Genomic DNA, 20939 nt, shown 5'->3' on the forward strand with positions numbered 1-20939 from the left:
GCACCCGGGACGATGATCCCAGCACCAGGAGCACCACAGTGAGCACACCCACCCATGACCATCCCCAGCCGACGGACCCGGAGAACCCGGGAGCCGCCTCGGCGCCGGGATCCGGCGGCCCGGCATCCATCGGCCCTGCGGATATGGACGAGCCGCCGAAGGGCGGATCGTTCCTCGGATACCTGCTGCGGAAACTCGGCGGTGCCGCGGTCTCGATGATCCTCGTCGTCGTCCTCGGCTTCTTCGCCTTCCGCATGCTGCCCGGCGACCCCGTGCTCAAGATCGCCAAGGAACGACCGATGAGCCCGGCCCAGATCGCCGAGCTGCGCAGCCAGTACGGCCTCGACAAACCCGTCATCGTCCAGTTCTGGGACTACCTCGTCGGCATCCTCACCGGCGACCTCGGCGAGAGCTACGTCTACCGCAAGTCCGTGTCCGCGCTCATCGGCGAATACATCGGGCCCACCCTGCTGCTCACGGCCACCGCGGCCGTCATCGCCATCGCGCTGGGACTGTGGCTCGGACAGCTCTCGGCCTGGCGCCGCAACTCCCTGTTCGACAAGCTCGCCTCCTCGACCTCGCTCGTGTTCTGGTCGGTGCCGACCTTCTGGCTCGGACTCATCCTGCTGATGATCTTCGGCGGCACCCTGCAGTGGCTGCCCACCGGCGGCATGGTCACCCCCGGACTCGAACCCTGGTCCTTCGCGGCGGTCATCGACGTCATCAGACACCTCATCCTGCCCGTTGTCTCGCTCGTCGCCGTGGTCTACGCGCAGTTCCTCATGGTCATGCGCGCCTCCCTGCTCGAGGAGATGAACGAGGACTACCTGACCACCGCCCGTGCGAAGGGCCTGTCCGAGGACGAGGTGCGCCGCAGGCATGCCGTGCCCAACGCCCTGCTGCCCACCGTCACCGTGGTCTTCCTCCACATCGGCGGGCTCATCGCCGGCGCCGTGACGGTCGAGGCCGTTTTCTCCTGGCCGGGCCTGGGCAAGCTCACCTTCGAGGCCATCCGCGGTCCCGATCTGCCCCTGCTGCAGGGCACGTTCGTCGTGTTCTCGGCGATCATCATCGTCATGAACCTGGCGGCCGACCTCGTCTACCGCTGGCTCGATCCGCGAATCAGGAGGGCCTGATGACTGCGAACACCCCCGCCGAGGCGGCCCCGGGCAAGCCGTCGGGCGCTGGCTCCCCGAACCCGAGTTCGGGCCGGAGCCCGCAGTCCGGCGCCCCCGCCGTCGACGGCGCGAAGCTCGTCCGTGAACGCCGGTTGAACAACGCCAAGAAGAACTGGGCGATGTTCCGCTCCGACATCCCCGCGATGGTCGGCGCCGTGCTGCTCATCTTCTTCATCCTCATCGCGGTCCTCGCCCCGCTCATCGCCCCGGAGTCCCGGCTGGACGTGACCAAACAGCTCGATGTGCCGCGCTACGCTCCGCCGAGCCTCGCCCACCCGCTGGGCACCGACGACCTCGGTCGGGAGATGTGGGTGCGCATCCTCTGGGGATCGCGGGTCTCGATCCTCGTCGGCGTCGCGGCGACCGTGATGTCCATGGTCATCGGCACCATCATGGGTCTGGCCGCCGGCCACTTCACCGGACTGTTCGGGGCCGTGGTCATGCGCATCATCGACTTCTTCCTCGTCCTGCCCTCCCTGCTGCTGGCGATCGTGCTCTCCTCGGTCCTCGAACGCGGGGTGTTCACGATCGTCGTCGCCATCGGACTGACCTCCTGGGCCTCGACGGCGAGGATCGTGCGGTCCCAGACCCTGAGCGTCGAATCCCGGCTCTACATCGAGAGGGCGCGCATCCTCGGCGCCGGGCACTCGCACATCCTGTTCAAGCACCTGCTGCCCTCGGTGATGCCGCTCGTGCTCGCGAACACGACTCTCACGGTGGGCGGAGCGATCATCGCCGAATCCACCCTGTCCTTCCTCGGACTCGGCGATACGAGCAAGGAGTCCTGGGGCACGATCCTCAAGAACTCGATGGACGTCTCCGCCGCGACCTCGGGCTACTGGTGGTACGTGCTCACCCCGGGCATCGCGATCCTGCTCGTCGTGCTCTCCTTCACGATGGTCGGGCGCGCCCTCGAGGCCATCATCAATCCCGCCCTGAGGAGCCGCTGATGACCGATCTGCGCTTCGACGATGTGTCGATCACCTACCGTTCCTCCTCCGCCACCCGCGGTTACGTCACCGCGGTCAGCGGGGTCAGCCTCGACCTGCCCTCGGGTGCGACCCTGGGCATCGCCGGAGAGTCGGGGTCGGGGAAGTCGACCCTGATCATGTCGGCCCTGCGCCTGCTGCCCAAGTCGGCCCGGCTGGACGGGCAGGTCCTCCTCGGCGGGAAGGACCTCAAGGAGCTGAGCTTCGGGCAGATCCGAGCCGTGCGCTGGGCGCAGGCCTCGATCGTGTTCCAAGGCGCCCTGCACTCGCTCAACCCCGTCCGCGAGGTCGGGGGCCAGATCATCGAAGCCCTCGAACACCATGCCAAGGACACGTGGACGAGCCCGGAGAAGCGGAAGGCGCGGATGCTCGAGCTGCTGACCGAGGTCGACCTCGATCCGGGGAAGGCAGCGGCCTATCCGCACGAGCTCTCGGGCGGGCAGAAGCAGCGGATCATGATCGCCATGGCCCTGGCCTGCGAACCCGACATCATCATCGCCGACGAGCCGACCACGGCGCTCGACGTGATCGTGCAGAAGCAGATCCTCTCCGGCCTCGCCTCCCTGGTGGCCGAGCGCGGGATCTCCCTGCTGATGATCAGCCACGACCTCGCCGTGCTCTCCTCGGTGTGCGAGAATCTCGCGATCATGCGCCACGGACGGCTCGTCGAATACGGGCCCAGCGACCGGGTGTGTCTGGAGCCGGCCGAGGAGTACACGAAACAGCTGGCCGGTGCGTTCCCGCAGATCGGGGATCCGGAATCGCGGATGAATCCGCGCACCCTCAAGCCCGCCGAGGTGACCCGGGCGCAGCCGTTGACGATGAGTGACGAGGTGGTGCTCGAGGCGAAGAACCTCAGCGTCTCCTTCGACACTCGCCAGGGGCGGGAACGGGCGGTGCGCGGAGTCGACCTGGCGCTGCGGCGGGCCGAGATCCTCGCGGTCGTCGGCCAATCCGGGTCGGGCAAGACCACCCTGGCGAGATCGCTGCTGGGGCTGCAGGAAGTCGACCCGGGCTCACAGCTGTCCTTCCAGGGGCAGGCGCTGCCGAGAAAGGCGAAGGCGCTGCGGACGTTCCGGCGGCAGGTGCAGATGATCCTGCAGGACCCCTCCGGTTCGCTCAATCCCAAGCGCAGCGTCTACGAAGCGGTGGTCGAGGGACTGCGGGTGCAGAAGATCAAGGATCGTGAGTACGAACGAGTCATCGGGGCCCTCGAAGCCGCCGAGCTCACGCCTGCCGCGGACTACCTCGAATCGATTCCGCAGGAGCTCTCCGGCGGGCAGCGGCAGAGGGTCGTCATCGCCGGCGCGCTGGCGCTCGATCCGCAGGTGCTCATCGCCGATGAGCCCGTGGCTTCCCTGGATGCCTCGGTGCGCGGGGAGATCCTGTCGCTGTTCCTGGCGCTGAAGAAGAACCTCGGCATGAGCGCGCTCATCATCACCCACGATCTGGGTCTGGCGTGGAACATCGCGGACACCGTGGCCGTGATGAGGAAGGGCGAGATCGTGGAGTACGGTGAGGTCGACAGCGTCTTGGCTGATCCGCAGCACGAGTACACGAAGGAGCTGCTCGCGGCAGTTCCCCGATTGGGAAGTCAGAGTCTGGTCAGGAATGAGTGATCCGATCCACCCGAGCCCCTATCTCGAGTCCGCGCCCCTGCAGGCCGGGGACACCGTCCGCCTCATCGCTCCTTCCGGCCCCACCGACGAGGAGTCCCTGCTGCGGGCGATCGGGCAGCTCGAATCCTGGGGGCTGCGGGTCGTGCCGGGTGAGAACATTCGGGCCAAGCACCCGCGAGTGAGCTACCTGGCCGGCACTGATGAACAGCGCCGCAACGACCTCGTCGAGGCCTGGTGCGATCCGGACACCGATGCGGTCATCGCCCTGCGCGGCGGTTACGGAGCGATGCGGCTGCTCGACGGCATCGACTTCGAGGTGCTGCGTGCCCCCTCTCTGCGGCGCGATGGCCGACCGAAGCTGCTCACCGGGTCCTCGGACATCACCGCTCTCCACCAGGCCTGGGACCATCACCTGCAGCTGGCCACCCTGTTCTGCCCGATGGTCGGCAACGACCCCTTCAAGTCCTCCGCTGTGGTCCCCGACGAGGTGTTCTCCTGGCTGTTCGAACCCTGGGGCGGCCGGGAACTCGGATTCCCGGCGGAGGCGCCGGAATCCGGCATCGGGAGGACGATCCGTGCGGCCGAAACGGGCGAAGATCAGCACGAATCGTCCGCAGGAAACCCGAGCGGCACCATCCGCCCACTCAGCCGGGCGCGGACTCTGGTGCCGGGGACGGCGAAGGGCCGCCTCGGCGGGGGCAACCTCAGTCTCGTCGCAGCGGCGATGGGCAGTCCGGAGCTGACCGGCGTCCGCGATCTGCGACACCGTCACGGACCCTCGATCCTCATGCTCGAGGACGTCGACGAGGAGCTCTACCGGCTCGACAACCTGCTCGTGCAGCTGGTCCGCGGCGGCTGGTTCGCCTCGGCCGATGCGGTCGTGCTCGGATCCTGGCAGGACTGCGCTCCCATCGCCGAGGTGGAGGACCTGGTCATGGACTACCTCGGCGATGCGGGCATTCCGGTCGTCAGCGAGATGGGCTTCGGGCACGACCCCGATGCGCCGAGCCTGCCGTTGGGAGTCGCTGTCACCCTCGACGCGCCGGCGAATGGCCGCCCGCGGATGTGGATCGATCGCACCGCCGACTACGGGCACGTCCCATCGCTGACACGGTCGGTTGCCGAGACGACCGATCACCGATACGACCCCACTGATCTCGGCCACGACACCGATACGACACGACTCAGAGACCAAGGAGCACGACCATGAGTGACCTCGACCTCGACCTCGATTTCGACCGGCTGCCCGGGGTGCGCTTCAGTGCGCTCGCCTTCGACGTCGACAGCGGAGAGCGGGTCTTCGCCCACCACGAGAACGACGAACTCGACACCGCGAGCATGGGCAAGGTGTTCCTCCTGCACACGGCCCTGCAGATGTATAAGGACGGCACCCTCGACCTGCAGGAGCGTCTGACTCGCAGGCCGTCGGAACGGGTCGACGAATCGGGCATCTGGTACCTCATGGACCAGAACGACCTGAGCATCTTCGACGTGGCTCTGCTCATCGGGGCATTCAGCGACAACTTCGCGACGAACGTCCTCATCCGCCGAGTCGGCCTGGAAAATGTCGCGGCGCAGGTCAAGCAGCTCGGCTATGAGAATTCCGGTCTCCACGACTTCCTCCGCTGGCCGCGACCGGCCAAGGCGCCCCGCACCCTGTCGACGGGCACCGCTGCGGAGCTCTCCGACTTCATGGCCCGGCACGCGCAGGACGAATTCTGGGACGAGTCGACGAACGAGATCTTCCGACGCTGGTTGGGTGCGGGCGCGGACACCTCGATGGTCGCCTCGGCGTTCGACCTCGATCCGCTCGCGCACTACAACTACCAGCGCGATGTGTGGGTGTGGAACAAGACGGGGACGAACGGGACGATCAGGGCCGATGCGGGGATCGTCATGACACCTCGGCGCCGGGTCGCCTACGCGGTGTTCGCGAACTGGGAGAAGGACACCGACCGCGTCGTCGACGTCATGCCGCTCATGCGCGAAGCCGGCGAAGCGATCCACCGTTTCCTCTGATTACGGCCACCGACTACGGCCGGCGACCACGGCTGACGACCACCGACAAGGAGAACAGAAGCACATGAGCATCGACGTCTTCGACGGACACAATGACCTCGCCTGGTTCCTGCGCGAGGAACGCGACTACAGCGTGGAGGGGCTCAACGACCCAGCCGTCTCCCCGTTCACCACGATGGACCAGCTGGCCGCCGGGCACGTGGCCGCCCAGTACTGGTCGGTCTACGTCCACTCCTCGATCACCGGCGCGCAGGCGATCAAGGCGACCTGGGAGCAGATCGATGCCGTCGCCCGCGTCGTCAGCGCGTACCCGGAGCGCCTGGCCTTCGCCCGCACCGCCGCCGAGGTGGTCGCCGCGCGCCAGGCCGGAAAGGTCGCTTCGCTCATGGGCGTCGAAGGCGGGCAGCAGATCGACGAATCCCTCGCGGTCCTGCGCTCCTATGCCCGGGCCGGAGCGAGGTACATGACTCTGACCTGGTCGACCACTCACTCCTGGGCCGATTCCGCCACCGACGATCCGCAGCACGGGGGCCTGAGCGCATTCGGCCGTGAGGTCGTCGCCGAGATGAATCGGATCGGTATGATCGTCGACCTCTCCCATGTCGCGCCGAGTGTCATGCACCAGTCGCTCGACATCTCCACACTGCCCGTGATCTTCAGCCACTCGTGCGCGTTCGGGCTCAACCCGCACCCGCGCAACATCCCCGATGACGTGCTCGACCGCGTGCCCGGCAACGGGGGAGTGGCGATGATGACCTTCGTGCCGTCCTTCGTCTCGAACGAACGCCGCGAATGGGTCGACGCCGGGGAGCAGGGCACCGCGCCCGAGGTGACCGTGGCCCAGGTCGCCGACCACTGCGACTACGTGCGCGAGCGGATCGGCATCGACCACATCGGCCTCGGCGGCGACATCTGCGGCGTCGACGAGCTGCCGACGGGACTCGGCGACGCCGGCCAGTACCCGAACCTGTTCGCCGAGCTCGCCGGACGCGGCTGGTCCGAGACGGATCTGCGCAAGCTCGGCTTCGACAACGCGATGCGCGTGCTCGAGGCCCACGAAGAGGCGTACACGGCGTTCATCGGAACGGCGGACGCAGGAACGGAAAGCACCGCCTCGGCGGGTGACGCGGGATCGGGTGGCACCGCCTCGGCGAGGGACGCGCGATGACTCGCCTCCTCGTCATCGTCAACGACATCGAGTCCCAACCGGGGCAGCTGACCAGGTGGATGATCAGCGAGAACGTCGAGTTCGACCTGCGCATCGGGGGAGTCTCCGCGCTGCCGGCGCCCGAGGCCCTTGATGACTACGACGGCCTGATCATGCTCGGCGGCGGATACATGCCCGATGAGACCGATCGGGCGCCGTGGCTGAGCACCGAGGCCGAGCTGTCCAAGCGGGCGCTGGCCACGGACATGCCGCAGTTCGGGATCTGCCTGGGCGGACAGCTCATCGCCCACATCATCGGCGGTGATGTGCGCGCGCAGACCGGGGAACCGGAGAAGGGCTACACCTGGATCGACACCACCGCCGAGGCGGCCGCCGACCCGGTCTTCTCCGCGCTTCCCCAGCGGACGTCGTTCGTCGAAAGCCACGTCGACCGCATCGTCGCACTCCCGCCCGAGGCGACCCTGCTGGCCTCGAGTCAGGCGTGTGAGTTCCAGGCCTTCCGGGTCGGCAACGCCTGGGGAACACAGTTCCACCCGGAGTCGACACGCGAGAACATTCTGCGGTGGGACGCAGACAAACTGCAGAATCTGGGGTTCAATAAAGAGACCCTGCTGAAGGAGGCGGCGGAGCGCGGACCCGACAGCGAACGAGATGCGAAGGCCCTGTTCACCGCTTTCCTCGCTGTCGTCCGCGACACCGGGATGTGGAAGCACCGGGATGTGAAGAAACCGGGATGTGAAGGCACCCGGATGTGAAGGCACCGGGGTGTGAAAGTGCGAGAGCACGGGCGCAACGAGGCGCTCGTGTGAGAACACCGGAGATGGAGGAATCGTGAGTGACACCGGAACCACCACTACCGAACCGGGGGAGGGGAAGCAGCCCGAGACCCTCAAGAGGGTCATGGGGCCGAAGCTCCTCCTTCTCTTCATCGTCGGCGACATCCTGGGCACGGGCGTCTATGCCCTGACCGGGCAGGTGGCCGGACAGGTCGGCGGCGCCGGGTGGGCACCGGTCATCCTCGCCTTTCTGATCGCCCTGATCACGGCGTTCTCCTATATGGAGCTCGTCACGAAGTATCCCCACGCCGCGGGTGCTGCGCTGTACACGCACAAGGCGTTCGGGATCCACTTCGTCACCTTCCTCGTCGCCTTCGCCGTCCTCAGCTCGGGAATCACCTCGGCGTCGACTGCTTCGAACGTCTTCGCCGCGAATATGGTCGCGGGCTTCGGCTGGGACATCTCGGGGACCGGGGTGATGTGGATCGCGCTCGGCTTCCTCGCCCTCGTCGCGGCGATCAACCTGCGTGGTGTCGGCGAGAGCGTGTGGTTCAACGTCGTGCTCACGGTCATCGAGCTCTCCGGCCTGCTGCTGGTCATCCTCGTCGGCTTCTTCGCCTTGGGCTCGGGCAGCGCCGACTTCTCCCGTGTGATGATCTTCGAGACCGCCGATGACAAGAGCGTCTTCCTCGCGGTCACGGGTGCCACGGCGCTCGCCTTCTTCTCGATGGTCGGATTCGAGGATTCGGTGAACATGGTCGAGGAGACCAAGGATCCGCGGATCTTCCCGAAGATCATGCTCACCGGACTCTCGATCACCGGAGTCATCTATGTGCTCGTGTCCGTCGTCGCCGTCGCCGCGGTCCCGATCGGCCAGCTCTCCGAGTCGGAGACGCCGCTGCTCGACGTGGTCAAGGCCGGTGCCCCGGGGATCCCGATCGATGCGATCTTCCCTTTCATGACGATGTTCGCGGTCGCGAATTCGGCGCTGATCAATATGCTCATGGCCAGTCGTCTGCTCTACGGCATGGCGAAGCAGAACGTGCTGCCGCCGGTGTTCGCGAAGGTCCTCGCCGGACGGCGCTCCCCGTGGGTCTCGATCATCTTCACGACCCTCATCGCCTTCGCGCTCATCATCGGCGTGACCACGTTCCTGCCGGAGTCCGTGACCGCGTCGCTGGGCGGCACGACCTCCCTGCTGCTGCTCGCAGTCTTCGCCGTCGTCAACGTCGCGGTGCTCATCCTGCGCCGGCAGCCCGCGCAGCATGAGCACTTCAAAGCACCGTCCTGGTTGCCCTGGATCGGCGTGTTCAGCTGTGCCTTCCTCGTCGGCCCGTGGGCCCGCCTCGACGACCTGATCCAGTACCAGATCGCCCTCGCGCTGATCGGCATCGGCGTCGTCCTGTGGGCGGTGACCTGGCTGTGGAATCGCTCGGTCAGAGGTTCGAGCACGAGGTTCCGCAATCCTGAGGAGCTGACATGATGGAGTCCGGCGCTGATTGTGCCGGCGCTGGCCGCCTCGGCGCTCATCATTCCAGCGCTTGCCACCCTGGAGCCAGCCGTGCCGCTTCCGACCCTGCCAACCATCCCGATAAGCGAAGGTGAACAATGACCATTGTCATCGGTTACGTCAACACTCCCGCGGGCCATGCGGCCCTCGACTCCGGCATCGACCAGGCCAAGAAGGACGGCCATGATCTGGTCGTCGTCAACGCCTCCCGCTCGGCCTCACGCAGCGATTCCTACCGCCTCGGCGAAGGCGAGCTCAAGTCCGTCAAGGACTACCTGGGTCGCTCCGGGGTCGAGTATCGGGTGCTGACTCCGGGCAGCGAATACGATCCCGCCGAGCAGCTTCTCGACGCCGCCGCCGAGGTGGGGGCCGAGCTGATCGTGCTCGGCACCCGGAAACGCACACCGGTGGGGAAGTTCCTCCTCGGGTCGACGATCCAGCGGGTCATCCTCGACGCCGAGTGCCCCGTCCTGTGCGTGAAGGCCAAACACTGAGCTGAGAACCGCTGGGCCGAGTGCACAACCTCGGCGGGGAAGCTCAGCCGAACGAGCTCACGATGAGGTCGGCGTTGACGTGGGCCCCGGCGAGGACGCCGCTGGCGGCGCTGCCGACCACCATCGCCGACATATCCGCGCTGTTGCCGATCGCCCAGACGCCGGGCACCTTCGTCTGGCCCGCCATCTCGGTCGGGATGGTCGAACCCATCCCGCTGGGGTGGGCGACGACGGTGCCGCCCAACTGAGTGAACAGGTCAGCGTTGGCTCGGAAGTAGGGACTCACCGTCAGAGCATCGAAGGTGAGGGTGTCGTCGGTTGCGTCCCCGGTCGCCGAGGTGGTTGCGGAGCTGGCTGCGGAATCGGCCGCCGAGGTGGTAGGGGAGTCGGCCGCCAATGTGGTTGTTGCGTCGGTTGCGTCGGTTGCGTCCCCGGTCGCCGAGGTGGCTGCGGAGTCCTGGTGCAGTCTGAGGACGGTGCCTGCGGCGGAGCGGGAGACGCTCTCGACACGTGCGTCGACATAGCCGATACCGAGGGCCTCGAGCATCTTCGTCTGCTCGGCATCGGGCGCCGGAGCAGTGTGCCGGACGAAAGTGACTCGGTCGCTGAGCTGGGAGAACATCATCGCCTGGTGGTAGGACAGGGCACTCGTGCCGATGATGCCGATGTTCTGCCCGCGCACCTCGTAGCCGTGGCAGTAGGGGCAGTGGAGGGCGGTCTCGCCCCACCCCTCGGCGACGCCTGGGATGTCGGGGAGTTCATCGCTGAGGCCGGTGGCGATGATGAGGCGTCGAGCCCGGATGAGTCTGCCGCTCGATGTCTCGAGTTCGAAGATAGTGTCGGCGGCAGAGCCTCCGTCCGGGCCGGAGGCGCCCGCGTCCTGGGTGGAGGCGGAGTTCCCGGGCTGACCGAGGCTGCGCGCCGTGACGACCGTGTCGTCGACGATCTCGACACCATAGTCTGCAGCCTCTCGGCGGCCTTTGGCCACGAGCTCGAGTGGGCTGATGCCCTCGTGCCCGATGACATTGTGGGCGTGGGCGCTCGGTGCATTGCGAGGTTGCCCGCCATCGATGACGATGACGCTGCGCAGAGACCTGGCCAGGGCGATCGAGGCGGCGAGACCGCCGACGCCTCCGCCGACCACGGCGACCTCGACCTCACTGGGTGTGCGCGGATCCGGGAGAACGGAGCTGCTCTGGGTAGTGGTCATGATGGCTTCCTTCTGTGAGAGATGTCTGCGGTGGCCGAGCTGAACATTCTCCAGTCTGAGTTGCAGTGGTGATAGCTGGCAAACATATTTGCAGTATTGGCAAAATGAGAGCTGGCGGGGTGGGGAGGGGAGGGCGTGGAAACGATTTTGAGGATCAGCTCTCTCGAGCGTGGATGTCCAGGTCAGGAGCCCGCCATTGAACGCGAAATCTCATGTCAGTGGCTCAATGTAGTGTGAACGACACGAGCGAACGATTGCTATTCGAGAAGGAATGAAATGTAAAGAATTGCGGCGGTGATTCGGCACTGGGTTCCTTCGAGAGTGGAACCCGCCCTAAAATAGAAACGCACCGAACAGAAAGCAGAAATATTGAGAACAATTAGTACAAAACTATAGACACAATCAGATTCATGATTGTAGAATAGACGCAAGAGATCAACACCGACGTTGAAGAATGGACAGTGAAACCATGACTCTCACCCCGAGGCGTCAGCCGAACGAGCAGGACAGGCGTGCTGACGGCATGCGCCCTGCCGGTGTCGCCGATGGGGAGGTGTTCGTATGCGGAGGTCCGACCTATAACGAAATTCTCGGGGAGATGAGCCCGGACCTCAGTGACCATGCACTGTCCGCTCTCTTCGCCAGATTGGCCGATCTGCCCGATGACGCCCTCGAAGTCGAAGGCCCCGATGAAGAGACATCTCGCTCATTGGGCGGATTCCCCGAGGCGCCCGAGGAGTCCGGAAAGGCCGCGATCGCCGACACCGGCACGGCTGAACTCCCTCCGACCGACCGCTGGAACGGACTCAACCTGTGGGAGGCGAGTGCATATGATCCGGAGGCGAAAGCAGAAATCGAGCGCCTGGCCGCGCAGCTCGACGCCGAACGCGCAGAATGGATGCGGAAGCGGTCCAAGGAGTCTGAAGCAGAGCGGACCGTCGAGTACGCCGCGTATCTGGAGCGTAATCCCGAGATCCGGGAACAACGCGAGCGAGAAGACGAAGAATGGCAGCAGCTACTCGACGATTTCGACGAGCGGGCCGCTGAGAAGGCCCGAGTCGAATCGGAACGAGCCGAACGCCACCGTGAGATCGCCCGGAATCCCGAACCTGTGGGAGACGCTCACCCTCTCCTCGACCAGTACCGGTGGTCGGATCTCAAGGGAGTCGCTCCCGAACTGACCGATGGCATAGAAGGTCTCCAGGCTCTCCTGGGCGAGCTGCACTCCTTCACCCGCCCCATGGGACCGGACGACGCGGTCACGGTGATGGATGGGCTCGAAACTCTCAACCGCCTGTCGGAATCCATCTCCATCGTCACTCTCTCGGTGTTCGAGCGGGTGGGCACACCTCGCGACTTCGGTGCGAAGACGACACAGGCACTGATCCAGAACCGGCTGAGCCTCTCGGAACGTGAAGCCGGACGCAGGACAGAACTGGCCAAGAAGCTGGGAAAGCGAGTCAACTACAGCGGAGAATCGATCGACGCGAAGTTCGCCGTTGCGTCGGAGGCGCTGCTCAACGGAACACTTTCCGCGAATCAGGCCGGAGCCATCGTCAAATGCCTCCAAGACCTCTCGTCGCGTGTCGACGAAGAGCAGCTGCTCGAAGCCGAACAGATTCTTGTCGAGAAGGCGCCGACCGTTCGTGTGCGGGACATATTCGTGCTCTACAAAGAGATTCTCGGATGGATCGATCCTGATGGTGCAGCCCCTGAAGAGGCCGCCGCTCGCGACAGCATGTGTGTGAATCTGCGTCAGTTGAAGGACGGCACATGGTCGCTCAAAGGACGGCTGGACGAGGAAGCCGGCGGAGTCCTCAACGGCCTGCTCACCTCACGGATCAAGACAGAAGAGGAGAAGGCTTCGCGGAACAGTGCTTCGAAGGCTGAGGATTCGACCAACGGCGTCACCGGTCAGGAAATGGCGGCCGGTCAGGAAATGGCGGCCGGACAGGGATCGGTCACCGATCAGGAAGGTGGAACCGATCAGGAAGTGGTCGATGCCTATGCTGAAGTGCTCCGGGGCGACCGCTCCGATTGCCTGGATCCTTCGCTCGACTTCTCGGTTCCGCCTCCGTTCGCCGTTGATGCCGATGGCCAGTGCCCATCCTCGGAGCAGGACTCTGCGTCCGATCAGCAGCCGGGAGCCGAACGCGCCGGGGGTGTTCCGCAGGGTCTCGGAGTCCGTGAAGACGGATCCCTGGTTGAGATGGCCGACAAGCAGCCGAGCGTGCGGCGCCGGATCTACGAACGTTTCGCCAGCCTCATCGGCAGCATCGAAATGGATCGCATCAAGGCCGGAGCGGCCTATGCGCTGGTCGTGACCGCAAAGGCCGAGGATCTTGCACAGCAGAGCGGACGCGCAGTGACCGGGACGGAGGCGCCTTTCCCGATCAGATCGGCCGCGCTCGACGGGCTCAATGGCAACGTGTTCTTCCACCTGATAAGCGAACAGGCGAAGACAATGCAGGTGGCAACGGAGAATCGACTCGCGAACGCGAAGCAGCTGGCCATCCTCGCCAGCAGGGACCAAGGTTGCAGCTTTCCCGGCTGTGACACTCCACCGGGATGGTGCGAAGCCCACCACATCGTGCCGTGGGCCGATAAGGGCAGAACCGATATCAACAATCTGACTCTCGCGTGCGGGGCGCACCACCGGCTGATCGATAAGACGGACTGGCACTCGGTGATGCTCAAAGACGGACGACCGGCATGGGTGCCGCCCGCGACGATCGACCCGGCGCGGCGACCGATACTACACGCCCGCTTCATCGCGCGAGAGATCGGCGAGACTCTCTTCGGATAGACCACACTGAGGTCGAAGGGGACGAGTCTGCCCAATTGCGAGGGACGGACCGCACCGGTCCACGGAGACATTCAATTGAGCCAATGCGCCACCCGGGAAAGGCCGCCGAGGCTACAGCGCTCCTCAGCCGATCTTGTCTTCACGGCCATGAGGCAGTCCAGGTCATCCAGTTCAGCCCGTCCAGCCCGTCCAGCCCGTCCAGCCCGTCCAGCCCGTCCAGCCCGTCCAGCCCGATCAGGCCACTCAGGCCGTCAATGCCATCCAATTCAGCCCGTCCAGGTCAGGCGACCAAGTCACAGCGCCGACCGTGTCACAAGGCCGTCCACGTCACAAGGCCACTCAGGAATGAACCCGCCGAGGCCGCTGTTGCCATGGACATGAAGCTTTCCATCCTCGATCTCGTGCCGGCACGCGTCGGACAAAGCACAGCCGACTCTTTCGCTGCATCGAAGCAGATCGTGCAGACCGCGGACAGTCTCGGTTTCACCCGCTATTGGGTGGCCGAACACCACAACATGCCGTCCATCGCCTCGACGATGCCCGGACCCGAACTCATGTACCTCGGTCAAGGTACCGAGCAGATCCGATTGGGATCCGGCGGAGTCATGCTCCCCAATCATGCACCCCTGGCCGTAGCAGAGCTGTTCGCCTTGCTCTCGGCGGTCTACGGTGACCGCATCGACCTCGGAATCGGACGGGCGCCGGGTACGGATCCGATCACATCGGCGGCAATGCGGGGCCACCTCGGTGAAGGTCGCATGGTAGACCGGGAAGGTCGGACGGTCGACCCTGTCGAACAGTTCCCCCAGCACGTCATCGACACACTGAGCCTGATGACTCCCGAGGGCCTGCGCGTTCCCCTGCACGGCGGACGCGAACATGTGCTGCACGCGACCCCGGCGGCGGTGCCCGGCACACAGCCCCTGCCGTGGTTGCTCGGCTCGTCCGGATACTCAGCGCGTCTGGCCGCGGAACTCGGAATGCCCTATGTCTTCGCCAACCACTTCGCTGCCGGCGCGACAACCGGGATGAAGATCTATCGTGACAACTTCACGCCCGGTGCCTACGGCGAGGAACCACGCACCTTCGTCACCGTCAACGCAGTCGTCTCGCCCACCGATGAGGAGGCGCAGCTGAGGTCGGAGCCGTTCCTGCTCCAGATGGCACGGCTGCGCACAGGCGGACAGATGGGGCCGCTGCGGTTGGCCGGTGAAGATGTCCGCTCGGTTATGACCGATCAGGAGAGAATGGTCGGCGAGGAGCTGTCCCAGAACTGGATCGTCGGCGATGCCCGTGCCGCCGCAGGGCAGCTCGAAGAGCTCGCCGCACGCTTCGAGGTCGACGAGATCATGATCCAGCCCGTGGCCGGGGCCATGGACGGAGAGGACCTGCGCGAGGACTTCGGGCGAATCCAAACCCTCGAACTCCTGGCCGCGGAATTCCTCCGCTGAGCGTCGGGCTGAGATCCCACCGCCGACCGCCGAACTTCCGGACGCCGAACTTCCGACCGCTGAACAGAGGTCTCATCTCTGTATCGATTCGAGCAAGGACACTTCTTTTCACGTCCTGAGCGCGATATCCTGCCACAGTGCCGAGCTTGCCGTCCACCTACGGTCAGACAGTAAGATGGGCACTGTGTGGCGCTTCGAAGCCCGCGAGATCGATCGAACACGATCGGTGTCGAAGGCGGCGAAGTCCGCATACCGAATGCGCAAGCGCAACTTCGGAGACTTCCCCCACGCGGGTGTGTGACACCCGCAGACCGAAAGAGAAATAATGCGTACCAGAATTGCTGTTTCGGCGGCACTTGGGTTCGGACTTGTATTCGGCGCAGGTGCTCCCGCACTGTCGAGCTCACTCAACGCGACCGATGGTGAATCCTCGGGTGACATGTCTGCCGACGTCGTTCCCGGTCAAGAACTCGAACCGATCACGGACGGCAAGATCGACAAAGGTGAGACCGCCTACGTCGACGTCACCGTCGCCACCCTGTGGACCGACCCCGACGCGCCGCGCAAGATGGACGAGCCCGCCCTCGATCACCCCGTCGACCTCGACAAGTGGAACGAGAACCTCAAGGACACCGACGACCGCCGTGATCTCACCGGCAAGGTCGAGACCCAGGCCGTATACGGCTCAGAGGTCACCGTGCTCAAGATCAAGGGTGATTGGGCTGAGGTCAGCATCAAGGACCAGAAGACCCCCAAGAACAAGAAGGGCTATCCCGGCTGGCTGCCGACGAAGCAGCTGACCGAGAACGACCGCTTCGGTCAGCTCAAGGAAGACCAGCCTCGTGCGGTGGTGACGAAGAAGAAGAGCACGCTCGAAGGCATCGAGTTCACCAAGGATACCGGGGCCGATGTCAGCTTCAACGTCGACCTGCCGCTCATCGCCCAGGACGTCGACGATGTTCGCGTCGCTCTGCCCGGAGGAGGCGCCGCCTGGATCGACGCGGATGACGTCAACGTCTACGATGTCGACGAATCGCCGAAGAAGCCCAGCGGCAAGGACCTCGTCGAGACCGCGAAGCAGTTCGACGGACTCCGCTACCTGTGGGCCGGAGTCTCGGCCTACGGCTTCGACTGCTCCGGGTTCACCTACAGCGTCTACCGCGCCCACGGGATCGACATCCCGCGCGACTCGGGCGAGCAGGCGAAGGTCGGAAAGGCAGTCTCCTCGAGCGACCTCAAGGAAGGCGACCTGCTGTTCTTCTCGACCAGCTCCGGCACCGTCCACCACGTCGGCATGTACATCGGCGGCGGCAAGATGATCCATTCGCCCAACGCCTCGAAGGACGTCTACGTCACCGACTGGAAGTCGTGGGACAAAGGCAACGAGTTCTCAGGAGCTCGCCGAATCCTCTGATCCGGTGCACTGCGTCCACTGGCGCACAGCGGATCCAGGGTGCAGAAGCCAAGGCACTCTGAGGGATGACGAAGGCCGGCTTCCGTATCTGCGGGAGCCGGCCTTCGTCATGTCCTGAGGTCGTGGACTGCGAAATTTCCACCCGCCGAGGTGGACCGAGAAGCCGTCTCCCGCCGAGGCGGATGTGACCGAGATCAGTGACGAGCGCTCTGCGTGGACTTGAGGAAGATCGCGCGCGCCAGATCGTCACGGCGTTCGATGAGCAGACGGCGCAGAGCCGCGGGAGCCGCCGGGCGGGCGGCCAGCCACGAATCGGTCTTCTCGACCACGGCCTCCTCATCGACCGACCACCGCGGATAGAGGCCGAGCACCAGACGCCGAGCGATCTCGATAGAATTCTCCGACCAGAAGCTGTCGAGGCGCGCGAAGTACTCATCGACGTATCCTTCGATGAGCGGCATCGCGGTCGGGGCCACAAAGCCCGAGATGATCGCCGTGAGCACATCATTGCTCAGCGAGCCGACCGAGATGATCGCCTCCCATGCACGGATCTTCACGATCGGCAGGGGCAGCGCGGCACTTGCGGTCTCGGCGTGCAGGCGCCCGGACGAACTCGGATCGGACTGATTCTCGCGGGCGATATCGGTCTGATCGGCCCAGCCCAGGCAGACGAGCGCGGTCAGCGCATTCCAACGCAGAGCATGATCGTTGATCAGCCCGCGGAACGGCAGGGCTGCCGCCGAATGTTCGGCGGCAGGCGCCGAGGCACCCGAAGCACTTCCGGCCGCCCCCGAAGCGCTTCCGCCCGCACCAGAACCGGTCGAATCCGCAGCATCCCCAGCATCCGCAGCATCCACAGCCTCGGGTGAGAGCCGTTGGATCTCCTCGCCGACCGGTACGGAGAGGATCTGCGTGGCAAAAGCGCGCCCCATTGCGATCGCGGGACTCTGGCCGAGGCACCGGCCGGTCCGCGAGGTCAGCGCCAGCACGAGGTTGGCCAGGTTCAGCTGTGCATCCGAGCCGGACTTCGCAGCGGCCAAGGCGTCGAGCGCAGCACCGAGCAGTCCCGAGATCGCGGTCTCGAAGTTCCTTTCCGAGACCCACTGGTCCAAGCAGGTCAGCGCCGTCTGGCTCAGCCCCGCCATGATTCCCGCATGGCTCTCCTTGCCGAGGCTCCTGGCATAGGCCGTGAGATAACGCTGCACCGGCAGCAGCCCGTCACGAACCGCATTGTCCAGTGCTGACCAGGTCAGCGCCCGCGACAGAGGGTCGGCGATGCGCGAGACCGAGGTGATCGCGGTTTCGACCGACGCCTCATCGAGGCGTACGCGAGCATAGTCGTGATCGCCGTAGTTGAGCAGGGTGATCTCTCCACGGGACCGTCCGATGAGGTGCTCCACCTCGGCGGATTCCGTGTCGAATTCGAAGACCAGCGTATCGATCGGTTCGAGGCTGCGTCCCGACCGGCCGAGGGTGGCGATCTCGAGCGTATGCGGTCGGAGCAGCTTCGCGCCCTCCGCCGAATCGGCCTGGGTGATCCTCGCCCCGGTGATGCGTTCCCGGGCCGAACGGCGAAGTTCGGCGCCCTCGACCTCGGCGGTCGTCAGCTCCAACGACAGCTCGGAGACGCCCGAGGTGCCCAGCCATGCACTCGCCCAGCTCGCGATATCGCGGTCCGGGGCCGCCTCGGCGAGGCATTCGAGGAAATCGGCGAGCTCCGTATTGCGGTACTCGAAACGCTGGAAATACAGCCGAGACCCGGCGAAGAATGCCTCCCGACCGACGAACGCGACGAGCTGCTTGAGTACGGACGCGCCCTTGGCGTAGGTGATGCCGTCGAAGTTGAGCTTCGCGGCCTCGACGTCGGGAATGTCGGCGACGATCGGGTGAGTGGTCGGATACAGATCCTGGGTATAGGCCCAGGCCTTGCGGCGCAGCGCGAAGGTCACCCAGCCGTCGGTGAAGCGGGTCGCCTCGGCCAGGGCCAGCCCGCCCATGTAGTCGGCGAAGGACTCCTTGAGCCACAGGTCGTCCCACCACTTCATGGTCACCAGGTCGCCGAACCACATGTGCGCCATCTCGTGGAGGATGACGTTGGCCCGCGACTCGTACTGGGCGTCGGTGACCTTGTCCCGGAAGATCAGCGAATCGGTGAAGGTGACCAGGCCCGGATTCTCCATCGCGCCGAGGTTGTACTCCGGGACGAAGATCTGATCGTACTTGCCCCACGGGTAGGGGTAGTCGAAGTTCGCGGAGAAGAAGTCGAGGCCGGCCTTGGTGACCCCGAAGATTTCGTCGGCGTCGAGGTGGTCGACGAGGCTGGCTCGCGTCCATGCCCCCAAGCGCACAACCTCGCCGGTGCTCGGGCCGGTCCACTGATCGCTCGCGCCCTCGTAGGGCCCGGCGGTGATGCAGGTGATGTAGCTCGACTGCTTGAGCGTCGGGGCGAAGTAATGAGTGACGGTGGGGGAGTAGGCGGCATCCGCGGAGGCAGCGTCGTTCGGGGAAGCAGTGTCGTTCGGGGATCCGGCATCGTCCGCCGAGGTGGTGCCCGCGGTGAGCGTGTCCTGGCTCGTCTCGGGACGGTTCGACAGAACCTGGAAGTGAGCGGGGGCCGTGACCGAGAAGACGAACTTCGCCTTGAGGTCGGGCTGATCGAAGTTCGCGAACACCCGCCTGGCGTCGGTCGGCTCGTATTGGGTGTAGAGGTAGACCTTCCCATCGGCGGGATCGGTGAACCGGTGCATTCCCTCACCGGAGGTCGAGTAGCGAGCCTGGGCCTCGACGGTCAGGACGTTCTTGCCCTCGCGGACGGGGAAGCGCACACGGGCGCCGTCGAACACCTCGGCGGGGTCGAGCGTCTCACCATTGATCTCGGCCGAGGAGACCGAGTCCGCAATCAGGTCGATGAACGTCGCGCCCGCGGCACGCGCCTTGAACTCGACGACGGTCCGGGAGTAATAGGTCTCAGCATCTGTTTCGGCATTGCTCACATCGATATGGACGGTGTAAGTCTTGACCTTGAGCAGCTGTGTACGGCTCTGCGCTTCGTCTCGGGTGAGATTCGTTGTCATTCATAGCCTCCTCGGCGCACCGACTTTAGCATGTCACAATTCCGGTACGCTGGGGAAAGCGGATGCGAGCAGCGAAGGGGTCAGATGGCGAAACCTGAGGTCAGCAGGTTGCCTCGGCGTGCCTTCAGCATCGTGACCCATCGTCTGCGATTGGGTCTCAAGCGTGTGTGGGCGAACTCGGGCCAGCTGATCCAGATTCCGATCGCGGCGACCGCGGCGTACTCCTTCTGCGTCTATGTGCTCGGTCACCCCTATCCCTTCCTCGCCGCCGTCGCCTCGGCGGTGGGCATCGGACCCGTGACCGATCGCCGCCTGCGTCGAGCGCTGGAGATCGGCTTCGGTGCGACCTTCGGAGTGCTGGTCGGCGAATTCCTCGTCAACGTCTACGGCGGCGGCATCTGGCAGCTCGCGGTGACCCTGGCCATCGGCCTGTTCATCGGCACCGTCCTCAACTCCGGGGGCATCTTCATCACCCAGATCGCCGTGCAGTCCGTCTACGTCGTCGTAGTTCCCGCAACCTCGTCGACGATGGCGTTCCCGCGCACGCTCGACGCCCTGGCCGGCTCGGTATGCGCGATCCTCCTCGCCTTCCTCATCCCACGCGATGCCCGCAAAGCGCCGAGGCGACTGGCCGCGAACCTGCTCGAGGAGATCAACGCGGTGCTCGAGATGATGGCCAAGGCGCTGCGCGAATCCGATCCCGAGATGGCCACCCGCGCGCTCACCCGCGCCCGCGAGACGCAGGACATCATCGATTCCTGGGGATCGTCGCTCAAGGTGTCGCAGGAGGCCGCGAAGATCAATGCGCGAGCCCGCAGACATGCCGCCGAGGTGACCAGGCTCTCCCGCGCCCACACATACTCCGACCGGGCGATGCGGACAATCCGGGTGATCGCCCGCAGGGTCGTCGGCATCACCGAGCTCGGCGTCGAGAAGCCGATCATCGGCGGCTACGTCGGTTCCCTGGCCGACGGTGCGAAGAAACTCGAGATTGCGCTGCGCCGCGGCACCGATCGGTCCCTTGCCGAGGCGGCACTGTCCGAGGCCGCCGGCGGGCTCGATCCGCGGGCGAAGTCGACCTGGGACATCCATGACGAGTCCCTGGTTCTGCTGCTGCGTCCCGTTGCCGCCGATCTCCTCCAAGCCGCCGGACTGACCAACGACGCCGCCCACTCGCGGCTCCCGCCCCTGGCGGAGGACGAAGCCGAAGGACCACCGGCGGAGTAGACCG

Annotated in this window: 16 protein-coding genes; 13 read left to right on the plus strand and 3 right to left on the minus strand. The window is 65.4% G+C overall.

Going from position 1 to position 20939, the window contains the following annotated elements; all coding sequences use genetic code 11:
• Positions 1 to 38 precede the first annotated feature (38 nt).
• The 9 genes from ACH82I_RS14160 (at position 39) to ACH82I_RS14200 (ending at position 9753) form a co-directional block, all read left to right on the plus strand.
• Entirely contained in the window at positions 39 to 1136 is a 1098-nt protein-coding gene (locus tag ACH82I_RS14160; protein WP_413333510.1) for an ABC transporter permease, read from the plus strand.
• On the plus strand, positions 1136 to 2128 hold the full coding sequence (locus tag ACH82I_RS14165; protein ID WP_413333512.1) for an ABC transporter permease: 993 nt from the start codon (positions 1136 to 1138) through the stop codon (positions 2126 to 2128). Before ACH82I_RS14160 ends, ACH82I_RS14165 begins: the two co-directional genes overlap by 1 nt.
• Positions 2128 to 3786 (plus strand): ATP-binding cassette domain-containing protein, encoded by a 1659-nt coding sequence (locus tag ACH82I_RS14170; protein ID WP_413333514.1) that lies wholly within the window; start codon positions 2128 to 2130, stop codon positions 3784 to 3786. Before ACH82I_RS14165 ends, ACH82I_RS14170 begins: the two co-directional genes overlap by 1 nt.
• A complete protein-coding gene (locus ACH82I_RS14175) occupies positions 3779 to 4996 on the plus strand; it encodes a S66 peptidase family protein (RefSeq protein ID WP_413333516.1) in 1218 nt (405 codons plus the stop codon). The genes ACH82I_RS14170 and ACH82I_RS14175 overlap by 8 nt, the downstream gene beginning before the upstream one ends.
• Positions 4993 to 5805 carry a serine hydrolase gene (locus ACH82I_RS14180; protein ID WP_230744499.1) on the plus strand — a complete coding sequence of 271 codons (813 nt, stop codon included), beginning with the start codon at positions 4993 to 4995 and terminating at the stop codon, positions 5803 to 5805. Before ACH82I_RS14175 ends, ACH82I_RS14180 begins: the two co-directional genes overlap by 4 nt.
• A 64-nt stretch (positions 5806 to 5869) precedes the next feature.
• Complete coding sequence (locus tag ACH82I_RS14185; RefSeq protein ID WP_413333518.1) at positions 5870 to 6973, plus strand: dipeptidase; 1104 nt, start codon at positions 5870 to 5872, stop codon at positions 6971 to 6973.
• A complete protein-coding gene (locus ACH82I_RS14190) occupies positions 6970 to 7728 on the plus strand; it encodes a type 1 glutamine amidotransferase (protein WP_413333520.1) in 759 nt (252 codons plus the stop codon). The genes ACH82I_RS14185 and ACH82I_RS14190 overlap by 4 nt, the downstream gene beginning before the upstream one ends.
• Positions 7729 to 7873: 145 nt before the next feature.
• The gene (locus ACH82I_RS14195) at positions 7874 to 9232 is read left to right on the plus strand and encodes an APC family permease (protein ID WP_413336769.1); all 1359 of its coding nucleotides are present in this window, start codon (positions 7874 to 7876) and stop codon (positions 9230 to 9232) included.
• Between the two features lie 125 nt (positions 9233 to 9357).
• Entirely contained in the window at positions 9358 to 9753 is a 396-nt protein-coding gene (locus ACH82I_RS14200; RefSeq protein WP_413333522.1) for a universal stress protein, read from the plus strand.
• Positions 9754 to 9796: 43 nt separating this feature from the next.
• On the opposite strand, the gene ACH82I_RS14205 is transcribed toward ACH82I_RS14200, so the two are convergent.
• A complete protein-coding gene (locus ACH82I_RS14205; RefSeq protein WP_413333523.1) occupies positions 9797 to 10963 on the minus strand; it encodes an NAD(P)/FAD-dependent oxidoreductase in 1167 nt (388 codons plus the stop codon).
• A gap of 469 nt (positions 10964 to 11432) precedes the next feature.
• Between ACH82I_RS14205 and ACH82I_RS14210 the strand changes: the two genes are divergently transcribed.
• Positions 11433 to 13769 carry a DUF222 domain-containing protein gene (locus tag ACH82I_RS14210; RefSeq protein ID WP_413333525.1) on the plus strand — a complete coding sequence of 779 codons (2337 nt, stop codon included), beginning with the start codon at positions 11433 to 11435 and terminating at the stop codon, positions 13767 to 13769.
• Positions 13770 to 13908: 139 nt separating this feature from the next.
• On the opposite strand, the gene ACH82I_RS14215 is transcribed toward ACH82I_RS14210, so the two are convergent.
• Positions 13909 to 14034, minus strand: coding sequence for a hypothetical protein (locus tag ACH82I_RS14215; RefSeq protein WP_413333527.1), 126 nt, complete (start codon positions 14032 to 14034; stop codon positions 13909 to 13911).
• 106 nt (positions 14035 to 14140) lie between these two features.
• Here ACH82I_RS14215 and ACH82I_RS14220 point away from each other — a divergent pair, with 106 nt between their 5' ends.
• Together ACH82I_RS14220 and ACH82I_RS14225 are read left to right on the plus strand one after the other, a co-directional pair.
• Positions 14141 to 15220, plus strand: coding sequence for an LLM class flavin-dependent oxidoreductase (locus tag ACH82I_RS14220; protein ID WP_413333528.1), 1080 nt, complete (start codon positions 14141 to 14143; stop codon positions 15218 to 15220).
• 325 nt (positions 15221 to 15545) lie between these two features.
• The gene (locus ACH82I_RS14225; RefSeq protein WP_413333530.1) at positions 15546 to 16634 is read left to right on the plus strand and encodes an NlpC/P60 family protein; all 1089 of its coding nucleotides are present in this window, start codon (positions 15546 to 15548) and stop codon (positions 16632 to 16634) included.
• 194 nt (positions 16635 to 16828) lie between these two features.
• Here the strand turns inward: ACH82I_RS14225 and pepN are convergent, their stop codons facing one another.
• Positions 16829 to 19708 carry an aminopeptidase N gene (pepN, locus tag ACH82I_RS14230; protein ID WP_413333532.1) on the minus strand — a complete coding sequence of 960 codons (2880 nt, stop codon included), beginning with the start codon at positions 19706 to 19708 and terminating at the stop codon, positions 16829 to 16831.
• A gap of 84 nt (positions 19709 to 19792) precedes the next feature.
• Between pepN and ACH82I_RS14235 the strand changes: the two genes are divergently transcribed.
• On the plus strand, positions 19793 to 20935 hold the full coding sequence (locus ACH82I_RS14235; RefSeq protein WP_230744509.1) for an FUSC family protein: 1143 nt from the start codon (positions 19793 to 19795) through the stop codon (positions 20933 to 20935).
• Positions 20936 to 20939: the final 4 nt, after the last annotated feature.

Origin of the sequence: Brevibacterium sp. GP-SGM9, assembly GCF_047300845.1 — a bacterium.
In the GTDB taxonomy this organism is placed as follows: Bacteria; Actinomycetota; Actinomycetes; order Actinomycetales; family Brevibacteriaceae; genus Brevibacterium.

Excerpts from the sequence above, each read along its gene's own strand:
- ACH82I_RS14200 (WP_413333522.1), top strand. The coding sequence starts at position 9,358 with ATGACCATTGTCATCGGTTACGTCAACACTCCCGCGGGCCATGCGGCC.
- ACH82I_RS14205 (WP_413333523.1), bottom strand. The coding sequence starts at position 10,963 with ATGACCACTACCCAGAGCAGCTCCGTTCTCCCGGATCCGCGCACACCC.
- ACH82I_RS14195 (WP_413336769.1), top strand. The coding sequence starts at position 7,874 with ATGGGGCCGAAGCTCCTCCTTCTCTTCATCGTCGGCGACATCCTGGGC.
- pepN (WP_413333532.1), bottom strand. The coding sequence starts at position 19,708 with ATGACAACGAATCTCACCCGAGACGAAGCGCAGAGCCGTACACAGCTG.
- ACH82I_RS14175 (WP_413333516.1), top strand. The coding sequence starts at position 3,779 with ATGAGTGATCCGATCCACCCGAGCCCCTATCTCGAGTCCGCGCCCCTG.
- ACH82I_RS14190 (WP_413333520.1), top strand. The coding sequence starts at position 6,970 with ATGACTCGCCTCCTCGTCATCGTCAACGACATCGAGTCCCAACCGGGG.
- ACH82I_RS14165 (WP_413333512.1), top strand. The coding sequence starts at position 1,136 with ATGACTGCGAACACCCCCGCCGAGGCGGCCCCGGGCAAGCCGTCGGGC.
- ACH82I_RS14225 (WP_413333530.1), top strand. The coding sequence starts at position 15,546 with ATGCGTACCAGAATTGCTGTTTCGGCGGCACTTGGGTTCGGACTTGTA.
- ACH82I_RS14185 (WP_413333518.1), top strand. The coding sequence starts at position 5,870 with ATGAGCATCGACGTCTTCGACGGACACAATGACCTCGCCTGGTTCCTG.
- ACH82I_RS14235 (WP_230744509.1), top strand. The coding sequence starts at position 19,793 with ATGGCGAAACCTGAGGTCAGCAGGTTGCCTCGGCGTGCCTTCAGCATC.
- ACH82I_RS14210 (WP_413333525.1), top strand. The coding sequence starts at position 11,433 with ATGACTCTCACCCCGAGGCGTCAGCCGAACGAGCAGGACAGGCGTGCT.
- ACH82I_RS14180 (WP_230744499.1), top strand. The coding sequence starts at position 4,993 with ATGAGTGACCTCGACCTCGACCTCGATTTCGACCGGCTGCCCGGGGTG.
- ACH82I_RS14220 (WP_413333528.1), top strand. The coding sequence starts at position 14,141 with ATGGACATGAAGCTTTCCATCCTCGATCTCGTGCCGGCACGCGTCGGA.
- ACH82I_RS14170 (WP_413333514.1), top strand. The coding sequence starts at position 2,128 with ATGACCGATCTGCGCTTCGACGATGTGTCGATCACCTACCGTTCCTCC.